The organism is Rhodococcus sp. ARC_M5 (genome assembly GCF_022810405.1).
Classification (GTDB): domain Bacteria; phylum Actinomycetota; class Actinomycetes; order Mycobacteriales; family Mycobacteriaceae; genus Rhodococcoides; species Rhodococcoides navarretei.
On record NZ_JALGQE010000003.1, the window covers coordinates 393755 to 407951 of the forward strand.

15 protein-coding genes are annotated in these 14197 nt (G+C 65.1%); 8 read left to right on the forward strand and 7 right to left on the reverse strand.

What is annotated here, in order from left to right; all coding sequences use genetic code 11:
- Positions 1-48: 48 nt before the first annotated feature.
- On the reverse strand, positions 49-396 hold the full coding sequence (gene arsC / locus MTX34_RS07420; RefSeq protein ID WP_243608931.1) for an arsenate reductase (glutaredoxin): 348 nt from the start codon (positions 394-396) through the stop codon (positions 49-51).
- Between the two features lie 65 nt (positions 397-461).
- Between arsC and MTX34_RS07425 the strand changes: the two genes are divergently transcribed.
- The 3 genes from MTX34_RS07425 (at position 462) to MTX34_RS07435 (ending at position 1998) form a co-directional block, all read left to right on the forward strand.
- A complete protein-coding gene (locus MTX34_RS07425; RefSeq protein WP_243608932.1) occupies positions 462-1130 on the forward strand; it encodes an SDR family oxidoreductase in 669 nt (222 codons plus the stop codon).
- 10 nt (positions 1131-1140) lie between these two features.
- On the forward strand, positions 1141-1509 hold the full coding sequence (locus MTX34_RS07430; RefSeq protein WP_243593665.1) for a GntR family transcriptional regulator: 369 nt from the start codon (positions 1141-1143) through the stop codon (positions 1507-1509).
- Positions 1510-1575: 66 nt separating this feature from the next.
- Positions 1576-1998: a DoxX family protein gene (locus tag MTX34_RS07435; protein WP_243608933.1), complete on the forward strand. Its 423-nt coding sequence runs from the start codon at positions 1576-1578 to the stop codon at positions 1996-1998.
- 6 nt (positions 1999-2004) lie between these two features.
- Here the strand turns inward: MTX34_RS07435 and MTX34_RS07440 are convergent, their stop codons facing one another.
- Complete coding sequence (locus tag MTX34_RS07440; RefSeq protein WP_243608958.1) at positions 2005-3516, reverse strand: dolichyl-phosphate-mannose--protein mannosyltransferase; 1512 nt, start codon at positions 3514-3516, stop codon at positions 2005-2007.
- A gap of 107 nt (positions 3517-3623) precedes the next feature.
- Here MTX34_RS07440 and rsmI point away from each other — a divergent pair, with 107 nt between their 5' ends.
- A complete protein-coding gene (gene rsmI, locus MTX34_RS07445) occupies positions 3624-4448 on the forward strand; it encodes a 16S rRNA (cytidine(1402)-2'-O)-methyltransferase (RefSeq protein ID WP_243593663.1) in 825 nt (274 codons plus the stop codon).
- Positions 4449-4452: 4 nt separating this feature from the next.
- On the opposite strand, the gene MTX34_RS07450 is transcribed toward rsmI, so the two are convergent.
- Both MTX34_RS07450 and MTX34_RS07455 read right to left on the reverse strand, forming a co-directional pair.
- Positions 4453-4881 carry an SRPBCC family protein gene (locus MTX34_RS07450; RefSeq protein ID WP_243608934.1) on the reverse strand — a complete coding sequence of 143 codons (429 nt, stop codon included), beginning with the start codon at positions 4879-4881 and terminating at the stop codon, positions 4453-4455.
- Between the two features lie 14 nt (positions 4882-4895).
- Positions 4896-5900, reverse strand: a complete 1005-nt coding sequence (locus MTX34_RS07455; protein ID WP_243608935.1) for an alpha/beta hydrolase — start codon at positions 5898-5900, stop codon at positions 4896-4898.
- Positions 5901-6086: 186 nt separating this feature from the next.
- Between MTX34_RS07455 and MTX34_RS07460 the strand changes: the two genes are divergently transcribed.
- The gene (locus tag MTX34_RS07460; protein WP_243593660.1) at positions 6087-7466 is read left to right on the forward strand and encodes a wax ester/triacylglycerol synthase family O-acyltransferase; all 1380 of its coding nucleotides are present in this window, start codon (positions 6087-6089) and stop codon (positions 7464-7466) included.
- Positions 7467-7537: 71 nt separating this feature from the next.
- Here MTX34_RS07460 and metG read toward each other — a convergent pair whose 3' ends face one another.
- Positions 7538-9082: a methionine--tRNA ligase gene (gene metG, locus MTX34_RS07465; RefSeq protein ID WP_243608936.1), complete on the reverse strand. Its 1545-nt coding sequence runs from the start codon at positions 9080-9082 to the stop codon at positions 7538-7540.
- Positions 9083-9103: 21 nt separating this feature from the next.
- On the opposite strand from metG, the gene MTX34_RS07470 reads away from it, so the two are divergent.
- The 3 genes from MTX34_RS07470 to rsmA all read left to right on the forward strand — a co-directional run bounded on the left by MTX34_RS07470 (position 9104) and on the right by rsmA (position 12125).
- Complete coding sequence (locus tag MTX34_RS07470; RefSeq protein ID WP_243608937.1) at positions 9104-9931, forward strand: TatD family hydrolase; 828 nt, start codon at positions 9104-9106, stop codon at positions 9929-9931.
- A gap of 102 nt (positions 9932-10033) precedes the next feature.
- Positions 10034-11161: a resuscitation-promoting factor gene (locus MTX34_RS07475; protein WP_243608938.1), complete on the forward strand. Its 1128-nt coding sequence runs from the start codon at positions 10034-10036 to the stop codon at positions 11159-11161.
- A gap of 88 nt (positions 11162-11249) precedes the next feature.
- Entirely contained in the window at positions 11250-12125 is an 876-nt protein-coding gene (gene rsmA, locus MTX34_RS07480; RefSeq protein ID WP_243608939.1) for a 16S rRNA (adenine(1518)-N(6)/adenine(1519)-N(6))-dimethyltransferase RsmA, read from the forward strand.
- A gap of 8 nt (positions 12126-12133) precedes the next feature.
- Here the strand turns inward: rsmA and MTX34_RS07485 are convergent, their stop codons facing one another.
- Both MTX34_RS07485 and MTX34_RS07490 read right to left on the reverse strand, forming a co-directional pair.
- Entirely contained in the window at positions 12134-12949 is an 816-nt protein-coding gene (locus MTX34_RS07485) for a DNA/RNA non-specific endonuclease (protein ID WP_243608940.1), read from the reverse strand.
- Between the two features lie 12 nt (positions 12950-12961).
- Complete coding sequence (locus MTX34_RS07490; protein WP_243608941.1) at positions 12962-13951, reverse strand: YafY family protein; 990 nt, start codon at positions 13949-13951, stop codon at positions 12962-12964.
- Positions 13952-14197 lie beyond the last annotated feature (246 nt).

A 14197-nucleotide genomic window follows, 5' to 3' on the forward strand; every position in this document is an offset into this window, starting at 1 on the left:
GGTGCCGACTCGCGTCGTGTTCGGTGTCCCGCGAGACGTTGCAGCGCTCTACAGGACGGTCCGCACCCTGTCGGCCGGCCGGGCCAGCACGGTGCCCTTGTCGGTCACCACGATCGGGCGTTCGATGAGAATCGGGTGCTGGATCATGGCCGCGATCAACGTGTCGGCGTCCGCGCCGGTGAGTCCCAGTTCCTTGTAGACACTCTCGCGCGTACGGATGGCCTGACGGGGTTCGAGGCCGGCGTCGGCGAGGAGCGTGCGGAGTTCGTCCTCGGTGGGCGGCGACTCGAGGTAACGGATCACTCGCGGAGTGACGCCCGCTTCTTCGATCAATTTCAACGCGGTGCGAGAGGTGTTGCACCGGGGATTGTGATAGATGGTCGCGGACGAAGTCATGTTTGCGATCCTGCCACGCGGGTAGCCAAGCCGACAGATTCACGCCAGGAACGGGAGTAGCTTTCATGACCGATAAGCGCATTGTCATTGCAGGTGGCCACGGACAGATCGCTCAACATCTGACTCAGGTGCTCACGGCGAACGGAGATCGTGCGGTGTCGCTGATTCGCAACAGCGACCACATCGATGCCGTCACCGCTTTGGGCGCACTGCCGCAGGTGATCGACCTCGAATCGGCATCTGTCGACGACGTGGCCGCAGTACTCGAAGGTGCCGACGCAGTCGTGTTCGCGGCAGGTGCGGGCCCCGACAGCGGTCCCGAGGGCAAGGACACTGTCGACCGCGCGGGCGCTGTGTTGCTGGCCGACGCGGCAGAGAAGGCCGGTGTCAGTCGCTATGTCCTGATCAGCTCGTTCGGTGCAGGTGAGCCGGTCGCGGAGGATCTCGACGCTGGTTGGAAGGCATACATCGAGGCCAAAACGGCTGCGGAAGATAATGTTTCGGCCAGGAGCGGCTTGCACTGGACGATTCTGCGACCAGGCAAGCTGACGGACGAGGATCCGACCGGCTCGGTATCCCTGACCGAGCCGCCGTTGGACCCCGGTGAAGTGACGCGCGCCGACGTAGCAGCGGTGATCGCGCAGTTGCTCGACACCGGATCGGCTGTGCACAAGACGCTGATGCTGACGTCCGGCTCGACATCGATCGTTTCCGCAGTCGACGCGCTGGGATAAGGCTGCGACCGTGCGCGTACATATCGATTCGTCGAACACGACCCCCGTGTTCGAGCAGCTGCGAATGCAGATTCTCGGGCTGGTGCGATCCGGCGATCTCATCGCGGGCACCAAGATTCCGACGGTTCGCGGCCTGGCCGAGGAGCTGAAGATCGCGCCGAACACGGTCGCGAAGACCTACCGCGAGCTCGAGCAGCAGGGGGTCATCGAAACTCGAGGCCGATCCGGCTCGTTCGTCGCGTCGGGTGGCGATCCCTCGCGAGACATCGCAGCCCGGGCGGCGACGGAGTTCGTCCGAGCCGTCCGGTCCATCGGTCTCGACGACGACCAGGCCCGTTCCTTCTTGGAATCCGCTCTGAAAGGTGCAAGCGGCAGCTAAGTTGACGCTTCAAGTTACTTCTGTCAGGGTAGTGCTGCCCATGCAGCCCTGCCAGAAGGATGTGTCATGAATTCCACCGTCGTCCGTGACGTCGTCGCCCTCGTAGCCCGAATCGGATTGGGAGTCGTCTTCATCGCCCACGGTTGGCAGAAGCTGAACACTTTCGGTCTCGACGGTGCCGCAGCGAGCTTCGAGATGATGAACGTTCCGCTGCCCACCGCATCCGCGTACTTCGCCACGTTCGTCGAACTGGTCGGCGGTGGCGCGCTCGTACTGGGAATCTTCACTCCCATCGCAGGTCTGCTGCTGTTCCTGAACATGCTCGGTGCCGCCATCTTCGTCCACTTCGAGAACGGTGTGTTCGCAACGGAGAACGGCTACGAGCTCGTTGTCGGCCTCGGTGTCGGCGCGCTGCTGCTGGCCGCATTCGGTGCCGGACGCATCAGCATCGACGGACTCACCAAAGGCAAGACCGCACTGGGTGCATAACCCGGGCTAACGCCAGCTCGGTAACCACAGCTGTTGCTGCCACATTTCGGGCGTAATCGGCATCGCGGTGAGAATCGGCCACAGCCAGACGAAGTTCGCGATCACCACGGCGAGGTACAGGGCCACCAGCAGTAGTCCGGTACCTCGCCGCTCGGCCGATGCTCTGGCTTTCCCGATGATGTCGCCCAGCACCAACGCGAAACCCATCACCATGAACGGCGCGAGTGCGACCGCGTAGAAGTAGTACATCTGTCGATCGAGGGTGGCGAACCACGGCAGCAGTGCTGCGGAGTACCCGACCAGCACTGTGGCGTAACGCCAGTCGCGTCGGACGAACACCGACCAGATCGCCCATGCCAGCATCGGCAGCGCCAGCCACCACATCGCCGGCGTGCCGATGAGCATGATCGCTTTCACGCACGAGGACGCCGAGCAGCCGGACACGTTCTCGCCGTCGGCGAAGTAATACAGCATCGGTCGCAGGCCCATCGGCCACGTCCACGGCTTCGATTCCCACGGGTGCCGGTTGCCGGCCGAATTGGTCAGTCCCTCATGGAATTGCAGCACACTGCTGCTGTAGAACCACAGTGAACGCAGCGCGTCGGGAACGAACGAGAACGGGCCTCCGACGCCGACACCGTCGCCGACTTCGTGTCGGTAGACGCTGGTCTCCGAGGTGAACCATGCCCACCACGTCATCAGATACACCGCGATCGGCACTACCACCAGTGCGTACAGCGCAGGCCCGATGTCGCGCACTGCCGTTCCCCGCCACGGGCGTCGGACGCCGTACGAGCGCCGCGCAGCCACATCGAATGCCACACTCAACAATCCGAAGAATGCGATGAAGTACAGACCCGACCACTTGGTGCCGCAGGCGAGCCCCAACATGACACCGGCCCCGAATCGCCACCACCGCACTCCCATTCGCGGCCCGAGCACGCTGGCGTCCATTCGACCTTCGGCGCGCACTCTCGACAGTCGTTGCCGCATGTCGTCGCGGTCGACTACCAGGCAGCCCAGCGCGGCAGTGACGAAGAGAGCGAGAAAAATGTCCAGCATGCCGATACGGCTGCTGACGAACGTCACTCCGTCCACCGTCAGCAGAATGCCCGCGATCGCCCCGACGAGGGTCGATCGCGCGAGGCGTCGCACGATGCGAATCACCAACAGCACCAACAAGGTTCCGGCCACCGCCGAGGAGAAGCGCCAACCCCAGCCGTTGTAACCGAACAACGCTTCCCCGACGGCGATCAGCTGCTTGCCGACCGGCGGATGCACCACGAGTCCGTACGCCGGATTGTCCTCGATTCCACCGCCGGTGAGAACCTGATAGCCCTGCGGGGCGTAGTGCTTCTCGTCGAACACGGGTGTCCCCGCGTCGGTGGGGTAGCGCAGCATCGTGAATCGCGTGACTGCGCAGATGACGGTGATCACGACGGTGACGATCCAACCGCGTCGGGCATCGGTGTCGTGGAACCAGTCGCGCGCGGCGACGGTCGGCCCGGGACTGACCATCGACCGGTCGCCGGAGCGCTCAGAGGTCAGCAAGGTCACGTACCGATCGTAGGCGTTGATCGGCAGTGCCCGACAAGCCGCTGTACCGCGTGCGGGACACTGGAGCCATGCTCATCCTTGCCGCCACCCCGATGGGCGACGTCGGTGATGCCTCGCAGCGCCTGCGTGATGCCCTCGGCAGTGCCGATGTCGTCGCCGCCGAGGACACCCGGCGCACCAAACAACTCGCGTCGTCGCTCGGCGTGGTGATCACGGGCAGAATCGTCAGTTTCTACGATCAGGTCGAGACGGCCCGCCTCCCGGCACTCGTCGAGGCAGTGGCCGAGGGCAAGTCTGTCCTGCTGGTCACCGATGCCGGGATGCCGTCGGTGAGCGATCCGGGCTACCGCCTCGTGGCGGCATGCGTCGACGCCGATCTGCCGGTGACCTGCCTGCCCGGTCCTTCGGCAGTGACGACGGCGCTCGCGTTGTCCGGTCTGCCCGTCGAACGGTTCTGTTTCGACGGGTTCGTCCCGCGTAAGCAAGGACAGCGACGCACCTATTTCCAGTCGGTGCTCGCCGAACCGCGTGCCATCGCGTTCTTCGAGGCACCGCATCGCCTCGTCGCGTGCCTCGAGGACGCCGTGCACGTCCTCGGTCCCGACCGGCGCGCCGCGGTGTGCCGTGAGCTGACCAAGACCTACGAGGAGGTGCGACGCGGCGGCCTGGGCGAGCTGCTCGAATGGGCGCGGGGCGGCGTGCGCGGCGAGATCACCGTCGTGCTCGAAGGCGCTGTCGCCGTCGCCGAGGAGCCCGAGGATCTCGTTGCCGACGTCGAAACGCTGGTGGCGTCGGGCATGCGGTTGAAGGACGCCTGCGCTCAGGTGGCGGTCGGTGGCGTGTCCAAACGCGAGGTCTACGAGGCCGTCCTCGCCGCGCGAAAAGAGCAGTAGCGGGTCAGCCCAGCACTTTCTTGCGCAGGCCCTCTGTCGCCGCCTCGAGGATCGTCTTGGTTCCCTTCTTCACGAGGAAGCCGGGCAGTGGAGCCTTGGGGTCGACGGTCAGCTCGAACTCGACGTGCGTGCCGTTGCCCTTGGGCGTCAACGTGTATCGACCTTCTTGAGCCTTCTGCTGGTTGCTCTCCACCAGGCTCCACGACACCTCGTTCTCACTCCAGGTGTATTCGACCAACTGCTCGTCGTTGACGCCGATGATCGAGACGTTCATCTTGACGTGGTTCGGTCGGCCGTTCTCGAAGCGATCGACCACCTCGCACTTCTTGTGCACCGGAGACCACGAGGGGAGGCCTTCGACGTCGGCGAGGACGTCGAGAATTGTGGCTGCGTCGGCGTCGATGTCGACGGACTTGTTCACTGTGACTGCCATGGGGAGAAGGTATCTCAGCTTTCTGTACGGGGGCTGACGTTCCGGGCGAACTCGCCGATGGCGCGTAGCGCGCGTTGGGCTTCGGGGACGAAATCGGCTGCCTGGAACACGTGGACCTGATCCTCGTACACCTGGAGTTCGCACTCGACTCCGGCGACCGCCAGGCGTTCGGCCATGAGTTCTGCGTCGGCATAGACCATTTCGGTGGAACCGACCTGAATCAGCACCGGCGGCATGCCGGTGAGATCACCGTCGACGGGCGAGACTCGCGGGCCCCGTTCGCCGTCGACGACGATGCGCGCATCGACGCGATCGGCCAGAGCGGTCAGCGCCGGAACTGCGTTGGACGGAAAGACCGAACACTTCGACGCGTTCTCGTGATCGAGTTTGCCGGAAGGGTCCATATCGGTGAGTGGGGACATGGTGAAGATCCCTGCGGGGGCGGGCAACCCGACGGTGCGCAGGGCCAGGGTGACCATGAACGCCAGGTATCCGCCTGCCGAGTCGCCACCCAGGACGATCTGCTCCGGTCGGTATCCGGAATCGAGCAGGAAGCGATACGCGTCGACGCCGTCCTCGACGGCGTGGCTGATCGGGTTGCGCGGCATCATCCGATAGTTCACCGACAGCACCGAGCCGTCGACGTGCTTCGAAACGCGTGAGGTCATCCGACGATGGGTGCGCAGGCCGCAGCAGACGAATGCGCCGCCGTGCAGGTAGAGCACCACGCGATCTGTTCCGGTGCCCTCGGCGCGGATCCACTCGGCCTCGCACTCGGCGAGCATGACGCGACTGCGGGTGGTGCCGCTGATCTGCGGTACGAGCAGTCCGGCGTAGTCGACCAGTCCCATCGGCCACGGAAGTGAGGGGGCCTGTGCCCACACGGTCAGAAACGGACGGACGGTGAACTGCAGGTACTTGGACAGGATCTGCGACTGCAGGCTCGCGCCACGGATGTCGCGTCGGCGCGCGGTGGCTGCCGGGTCGGTCGATTTCACTACGGTGAGCGCCGGATTCATGACCGTCGCCTCCATCCCCGTTGTCGTTGCGCGGTGCGTGTGCGCCGTGCGTTGGAACCCCGCTCTATTTGGAACCCCTGCTAACGGACAATAGCGGGTAGCTTTTCGCGACCCGACGTAAGGTCGTGTTCTGAGTCACATTCGGTGCCGTACCGTGACCGAAAACAAATGGAAAAGGGACAGCTCATGGCACTCATGCCCATCACCGAATCGATGTTTCTGATCGCCGAGTCACGGGAACACCCGATGCACGTGGGCGGTTTGGAGTTGTTCGTGCCGCCCGGCGATCCGCACGACTTCGCCGAGGAGGTGCACAGCAAGTTCACCACCGGTGAGGTGCACGAGCTCTTCCGCAAGCGTCCCGCGCGTCCGGTGCAGATCATGGGCAACCTGGCCTGGGCCTTCGACCCGGACGTCGACTTCGAGTATCACGTTCGCCGCACGGTGCTGCCTGCGCCGGGGAGGATTCGGGAGCTCTTCCAGTTCCTGTCGCTCAATCACAGTGCGCCACTCGATCGATACAAACCGATGTGGGAGCTGCACATCATCGAGGGATTGGCGGACGGCCGAATTGCGTTGTACACCAAAGTGCATCACTCGCTGGTCGACGGTGTGAGCGCCCTGAAGCTGATGCAGCGAACGCTGTCCACCGACCCGGACGATCGAAGTGGGAAAGCAACGTGGGATCCGTCCCTGTTCGGCAGACGCAAGAAGCAGGTCGCTACCGAGCAGCCCGGGCGATTGGCGCAGCTCGGCGGCGGCTTCTCGATGGGACGCAAGATCGTCGGTGACTTGGTCGACTTCGCGCCTGCATCTGCGCGAATCGGGATGCGTGCGTTGAAGAAAGAGGGAGCGCAACTGCCGTTGCAGGCACCGAGGACGATGTTCAACGTGGCCATCGGCGGTGCGCGACGTTTCGCCGCCGAGAGTTGGTCGATCGAGCGCATCCGCACGGTCGGGTCGGCCCTCGATGCGACGCTCAACGACATGGTGCTCGCGATGTGCGCAGGCGCTCTGCGGGCGTACCTCATCGATCAAAACGCGCTGCCCGAGGATCCGTTGATCGCCATGGTGCCGGTGTCGCTACGCAAAGAGGGTGACGACAGGGACGCCGGGAATTCGGTCACGACCATCCTGTGCAACCTGGGCACCGACGAGTCCGATCCGATTCTTCGGCTCGAGCGCATCAAGGATTCGACCGTCAAGGGCAAGCAGATGATGAGCGAACTCAACACCCTCGAAGCGCTCACCGTCGGCGCAATCACCATGGCCCCGTTGCTGTTCGGCCCGGTGCCGGGATTCGTCGACTACACCCCGCCGCCGTTCAACGTCATCATCTCGAACGTGCCCGGATCCAAGGAGGATCTGTACTGGAACGGCGCGAAACTCGACGGCATCTACCCGGCGTCGATCGTCGCCGACGGGCAGGCGCTCAACATCACCGTCGCCAGTAACGGTGACTCGCTGAACTTCGGGCTCATCGGCTGCAGGCGCAGCGTGCCGCACCTGCAGCGCATGCTGACGCACCTGGAGAACACGTTGGAGGAGCTCGAGAAGACGTTGTGAGAGCGGCTTCGCCGCACGTGAACGGAAATTCGTAGTGGGCTACGAAGTTCCGCTCACATGCGCGGAGCGCTCTACTCGTACTTGGGGAACACCGGCGTCGGGGTCGGCAGTGCAGTACCAGGCACCGAACGTGTTGCGATGTCGGTGAATTCACGGTTCGACGCCCCGAGCAGGTCGAGGATGCGCGACGCAGAATCCGGCATGACGGGCTGAGCCAGGATGCTCACGATGCGCAGCACCTCGATCGTCACGTACAGCACGGTGGCCATGCGATCGGGATCGGTCTTGCGTAGCACCCACGGCTGCTGCAGCGAGAAGTAGCGGTTGGTCTCGCCGAGCACCGACCAGATCGCTTCGAGTGCGGAATGGAGTGCCTGCACGTCGAATTCGCGTCGGCAGATCTCGAGCAACGCGTCCGCGCGGGCCAGCATCGCCTCGTCCTCGGCGGTGAACTCGCCCGGGGTCGGGAGCGCGCCGTCGAGGTTCTTGGCGACCATGGTCAGCGACCGCTGCGCGAGGTTGCCGAGCTCGTTGGACAGGTCGGCGTTGACGCGGGCGACGATGGCCTCGTGGCTGTAGCTTCCGTCCTGACCGAACGAGACCTCGCGCAGGAAGAAGAAGCGCACCGGATCGAGACCGTAGTTCTCCACCAACGACTTCGGGTCGAGAACGTTGCCGAGGGACTTGGACATCTTCTCGCCCTTGACGTTCAGGAACCCGTGCACGAACACCCGCTTGGGCAGCTCGATCCCCGCGGACATCAGGAACGCAGGCCAATAGACGGTGTGGAAGCGGGTGATGTCCTTGCCGATGATGTGCAGATCTGCGGGCCAGAACTTCCGGTACGCCTCGGAGTCGGTCTCGGGGAACCCGGCACCGGTGAGGTAGTTGGTCAGCGCGTCGACCCACACGTACATCACGTGCGCGGGATCGCCGGGTACCGGCACACCCCAGTCGAACGTGGTCCGGGAGATCGACAGGTCGCGCAGGCCGCCTTTGACGAAGTTCACGATCTCGTTGCGACGGGTGTTGGGCGCGATGAAGTCCGGCGACGCGTCGTAGAGCTCGAGCAGTTTGTCCTGGTACTGCGACAGACGGAAGAAGTACGACGGTTCCTCGGTCCACTCGACGGGAGTGTTCGTCTCGGTTGCGACGCGGGAGCCGTCGTCGTTCAGGGTGGTCTCGGCTTCGGTGTAGAACGCTTCGTCTCTCACCGAGTACCAGCCGGAGAACGCGTCGAGGTAGATGTCGCCGTTCGCCTCCATCCGCGTCCACAGTTCCTGGCTCGCAGCGTGATGGTCGGCGTCGGTGGTGCGGATGAAGCGGCCGTAGGAGATCTTCAGCAGGTCCTGCGCCGTCTGGAACGCATCGGAGTTGCGGGCGGCGAGCTGCCGCACGTCGACGCCCTCGGTCTGCGCGGTCTGCTGCATCTTCAGCCCGTGCTCGTCGGTGCCCGTCAGGAATCGCACGTCGTAACCGTCGAGGCGCTTGAAGCGCGCGATGGCGTCGGTGGCGATGTACTCGTAGGCGTGCCCGATGTGCGGAGCGCCGTTGGGGTACGCGATTGCGGTGGTGACGTAGAAGGGTGGCCGTGAGGCATCAGCTGGCGCAGTCATGGTTCGCCTACTCTAACCAGCGTGAGTAGAGACCGTCCCGCACCGCCGTTGCCCGAGCCCGTCGGCACCCTCGTCGACGCACACACCCACCTCGACGCGTGTGGGGCGACCGACGCGGCGAGCGTGGCCGCGATAGTGGACAAGGCGGAGTCCGTCGGAGTCACGCGCGTGGTCACGATCGCCGACGATCTCGACGCTGCGCGGTTCGCCGTCGACGCGGCCTCCTGGGATCCGCGGGTGTGGGCCGCCGTTGCCATTCACCCCACCCGGGCGAACGTGCTCGACGACGCGGCCAAGGTCGAGATCGAGCGCTTGGCGTCCGACCCCCGGGTGGTTGCCGTGGGGGAGACCGGGCTGGACTACTACTGGCCCGGCAAGCTCGACGGGTGCGCCACGGTGGCGGAGCAGCACGACGGATTCCGGTGGCACATCGACCTGGCGAAGCGTCTGGGTAAGCCGTTGATGATTCACAATCGCGAGGCCGACGAGGATCTGCTGGCTGTTCTGACGGCGGAGGGCGCGCCCGAGACCGTGATCTTCCACTGCTTCTCCGGCGGTCCCGCGACTGCGAAGGCGTGCGTCGACGCCGGCTACGTGCTCAGCTTCTCCGGGACTGTCAGTTTCAAGAATGCGCACGCGCTGCGGGAGGCTGCTCTGCTCGTTCCCGACGACTTGGTGCTGGTGGAGACCGACGCGCCGTTCTTGACTCCGCATCCGTACCGAGGCGCGCCCAATGAGCCGTACTGCTTGCCCTACACCGCGCGAGCGTTGGCCCAGATTCGAGATCAGGATCCGGCCGAGCTGGCCGCGTATGCCACGGCCAACGCGGAGAGGGTGTACGGCTTCTAGCAGCTGAGGTTGCGGCGTGGGTACTAATTCGTTACCGTACCGTGACCGAACTCGGACGTTTCGACGCCGAAGTCACGCTCGCAAACGCCAGGAATACGAAACTTGTCGACTATCAGACGCCTCAACTCCGCCCGCTCGACCACTCTCTACCTGGTCATCGCGGCCCTGTTGATGACGCTCGTCGCCGGCGGTGTGATGGCCGTGAGCCGTCACAAGACCGTGACCATCGACGTCGACGGCGACATGATTTCGCTGAGCACGATGAAGACCGACGTCAGCAGTGCGTTGGCCGACGCCGGCTACGCGCCGTCGGACAAGGACCTGGTTGTTCCCGCTCCCGACTCCGGGTTGAGCGACGGCGACACCGTGGTCCTGCGCCGCGCCCGCGAGATCACGCTCAACGTCGACGGGCAGCCCGAGAACATCTGGACCACCGCGCTGACGGTCGAGGAAGCACTCCAGCAGACCGGCCTGGCCGAGGACGTGCACGTGTCCGCCTCGCGCTCGGAGCGACTGCCGCTCGACGGCACGGAGTTGGACGTGGCACTGCCCAAGCAGGTCTCGCTCGTCGATGGAGGAGCCCCCGCCGCGCCGGTCACCCTGGCCGCACCGACCGTGCGTGAATTCCTCGAAGCAGCAGGCGCGCCGCTCGAAGAAGCCGACACCGTCAGCCCCGATCCCGACGCCACCGTCACCGACGGAGCCGAGATCGTCGTCACGCGTGATCGCACCGTCACCAAGACCGAGACCACCGACACCGATGCTCCGGAGCAGCGCATCGAAGATCCCACGATGAACATGAGCCGTACCGTCGTCGAGAACCCGGGTGCGCCGGGCGTCTCCGACATCACGTGGAATATCAACATGGTCAACGGCGTCGAGGTCGGTCGCGAGAAGGTCGACGAGCAGGTTCAGGTGCCCGCCCAGCCGAAGACGGTTCGCGTCGGAGCGAAGCCCGGTACCGAGGTGCCGCCGGTGGAGAACGGTGCGATCTGGGACGCCCTCGCGCAGTGCGAGGCGACGGGCAACTGGGCCATCAACACCGGCAACGGTTTCTACGGTGGCGTGCAGTTCGACCAGAACACCTGGGAACGTCAGGGCGGCCTCAAGTACGCACCGCGTGCCGACCTCGCCACCCGTGAGGAACAGATCGCGATCGCGTCGGTGACGCAGAAGTCGCAGGGCTGGGGCGCATGGCCTGCCTGCACCTCGCGCTTGGGTTACCGCTGACTGTCTTTCTGGGTCATTCCGCAGGCTCCACTCCCGCGTTTCTGGGTCATTCCGCAGGCTCCACTCCCGCCCCCGTAGAGTTTCGGCCGTGTCCGAACATGTGAGGGGATCCGCGGCCCTGCTCGGTCCCGCCGAGGTCCGCTCCCTGGCTGCCGAGCTCGATGTGCGTCCCACCAAGCAACTCGGGCAGAACTTCGTGCACGACGCCAACACTGTTCGACGCATCGTCGCGTCCGCAGGCGTGGGTCCGCAGGACACGGTCCTCGAGGTCGGTCCCGGCCTCGGTTCGTTGACTCTCGCTCTGCTCGATGTGGCCGACGCGGTCGTCGCGGTCGAGATCGACCCCAAGCTCGCGACCCGGTTACCCATCACGGTGGCCGACCGCGCCCCCACTCTCGCCGAACGGCTGACGGTGCTCGAGGCCGACGCGTTGCGCGTACGGGCCGAGGACATTCCGGGACACCCGACGGCATTGGTGGCGAACCTGCCGTACAACGTCGCGGTGCCTGTGCTCATTCACCTGTTCTCGGAGCTACCCAGCCTGCGGGTGGCCGTGGTGATGGTCCAAGCCGAGGTGGCCGATCGACTCGCGGCAGTGCCCGGAAGCAAGATCTACGGCATCCCCAGCGTCAAGGCCAGGTTCTTCGGCGACGTCAGAAGAGCAGGCGCAGTAGGCCGTTCGGTGTTCTGGCCGGTGCCCAAGGTCGAATCGGGACTGGTCCGCATCGATCGGTACGCCGAGCCGCCGTGGCCCACCGACACCGCGCATCGCAAGGCCGTGTTCGCCGTCATAGACGCCGCATTCGCGCAGCGACGCAAGACATTGCGAGCAGCGCTCGCCGGGTGGGCCGGCTCACCCGTGGCGGCCGAACGCCGGTTGCGCGAGGCCGGAATCGACCCGACGGCACGCGGCGAAACCATCGACGCCGCAGCGTTCGTCCGCTTGGCCGCTACCGAAGCCTGAGGCACCTTCTACAGGTGGATGTCCCTCAGGGCAGTCAGCTCGGTCCACGTCGACGCCCCCTCGCGCGCAGCCGCCACCGGTGCATAGCGGTCGGCGCCGATCAGGGTGCCCAGCTCCAGTCCGGTCAGCGACGCGATGTCGGCCACCGGAACCTGGTACGTCCGGTACGGGCCGAGGGGCGGGGGATCGGTGTCGAGTCGCAGCGGCTTGTCGAGGATCGGGTCGAGAGACGGCGTCTGATCGAGAACGTATCCGGTGCACGCGGGAGACGAATCCTGCGACCACACTGCGATCTTGAAGAACTGCCGCGGAATGGCGACGCCTCGGTAGATCGGATCGTCGTCGGCGAAGATGCAGCCGCTGAAGACCGAGAGCTGTCGGCCGTACTGCTCGGCGTTGTCCAATACGTAGTCCTCCAGCCCCAGCCACAGTGTCTTCGACTGGTTCAGTGTGGCCGTCTGTGGGGCACACACGGTGTAGTGGAACGTGTCCTCGTTGGCGCGCTCCGCCACTGCACGCTCACCCCACACCGGATCCCGTCGCCGCACCAGATGCCCACGATCGAGGTCGTTGTTCTTGTACAACTCGTTGCCGGCCTGCTGCGCAGCCGGTAGCCGATCGTCGAGTCGCCAGTTGTCGCTCCGCCCGACGTCCTTCAGGCTCGCGCCGTCGATATTGACTCCGGTGACCGCGGCGAGGCGTCGGGCAGGGTCGATCGACACCGAGAAGTGCGTGTACGGAAGTACCACCACGTCGACGCGGTCGGGTAGCGGAACGTCGATGTCGGCCAGGAACTTCGGGTCGAAACCGAGTGGTGTCGTCATCTGCCCATTGACTCACGTACCGGTTACCGGAGAGTGAACCGCCGCGAGGTACCGCTCGGTCAGCCTCGCGTGTCGCTCGGCCACGATGCGGCATTCCTCGCGCAGTTCCGGTGGATCTAGCACCGTGAAATCGGTGTCGAACGCTGCCAGCCACCGCGCGATCGAGGGCAGCGAATCGCTGGACAGCACCAACGCGCACGTGGTCTCGTCGATGGATTCGAGTGCGCCCCATTGTTCGTCGACCATCGGTGCGATCGTCTCGATCGGAGCATGCAACGCGATCCGCGCCCGAACCTGAGCGAACGCACGATCGATTCCCTTCGAGACGAACGCCGCCGCACCGCCCGGCGGCAACTCTCGTGGCGTGAACCGCGGACCCGTCGGAATCTTCGGAGTCAGGCGATCCACTCGAAACGACCGCCAATCCTCCCGCAGCACATCCCAACCCAGTAGGTACCAGCGCGCGCCCGCACGCACCAGGCTGTAGGGCTCCACCTCGCGCCTGGACTCGGAACCGTCGTGCTTGCGGTAGTCGAAGCGCAACCGCTCGTGTCCGTGGCAGACAGCCGCCACCGTGGACAGCACCGATGCATCCACCGCCGAGCGCGGCGTCTTGTCCACCACGTCGATCCGCAACGCGTCGAGCCGATGCTGGATGCGCGACGGCATCACCTGCCGCAACTTCGTCAGCGCCCGCAACGACGCCTCCCCGATGCCCGCGACCGAGCCCCCGGCCGCGGACTGTAACCCGAACGCCACCGCCAGCGCCTCGTCGTCGTCGAGCAACAGCGGAGGCATCTCCGCACCGGGGCCGAGCTGATATCCGCCACCGACACCGGGCGTCGCATTGACCGGATAGCCGATGTCACGCAGCTTGTCGACATCGCGCCGCAGCGTCCGAGGAGTGACGTCGAGCCGCTCCGCCAGTTCCGCGCCCGCCCAATCACGACGCGTCTGCAGCAGAGACAACAGCCGTAGCAACCGAGCCGAGGTTTCCTTCATGTCGCCACGATGCCACGCAATGCGGACATATTCGGTCCGCATCGTGCATCCCAAAGTCCACTCGATGTGACATCGACCCCCCAGAAGTCCACTGAACGATGCTCCTATGTTTGTCAAGCGGTCTGGGGCGGCTTGAGTAGGCCGTAGATTTCGCGGGCGATGGCGCGTTTGAGGCATCGGGTGATCTCGCGTGGGGTCTTGCCTTCTGTCAGTCGCCGGTCCCGATACTGCTGGGTTCGTTCGTCG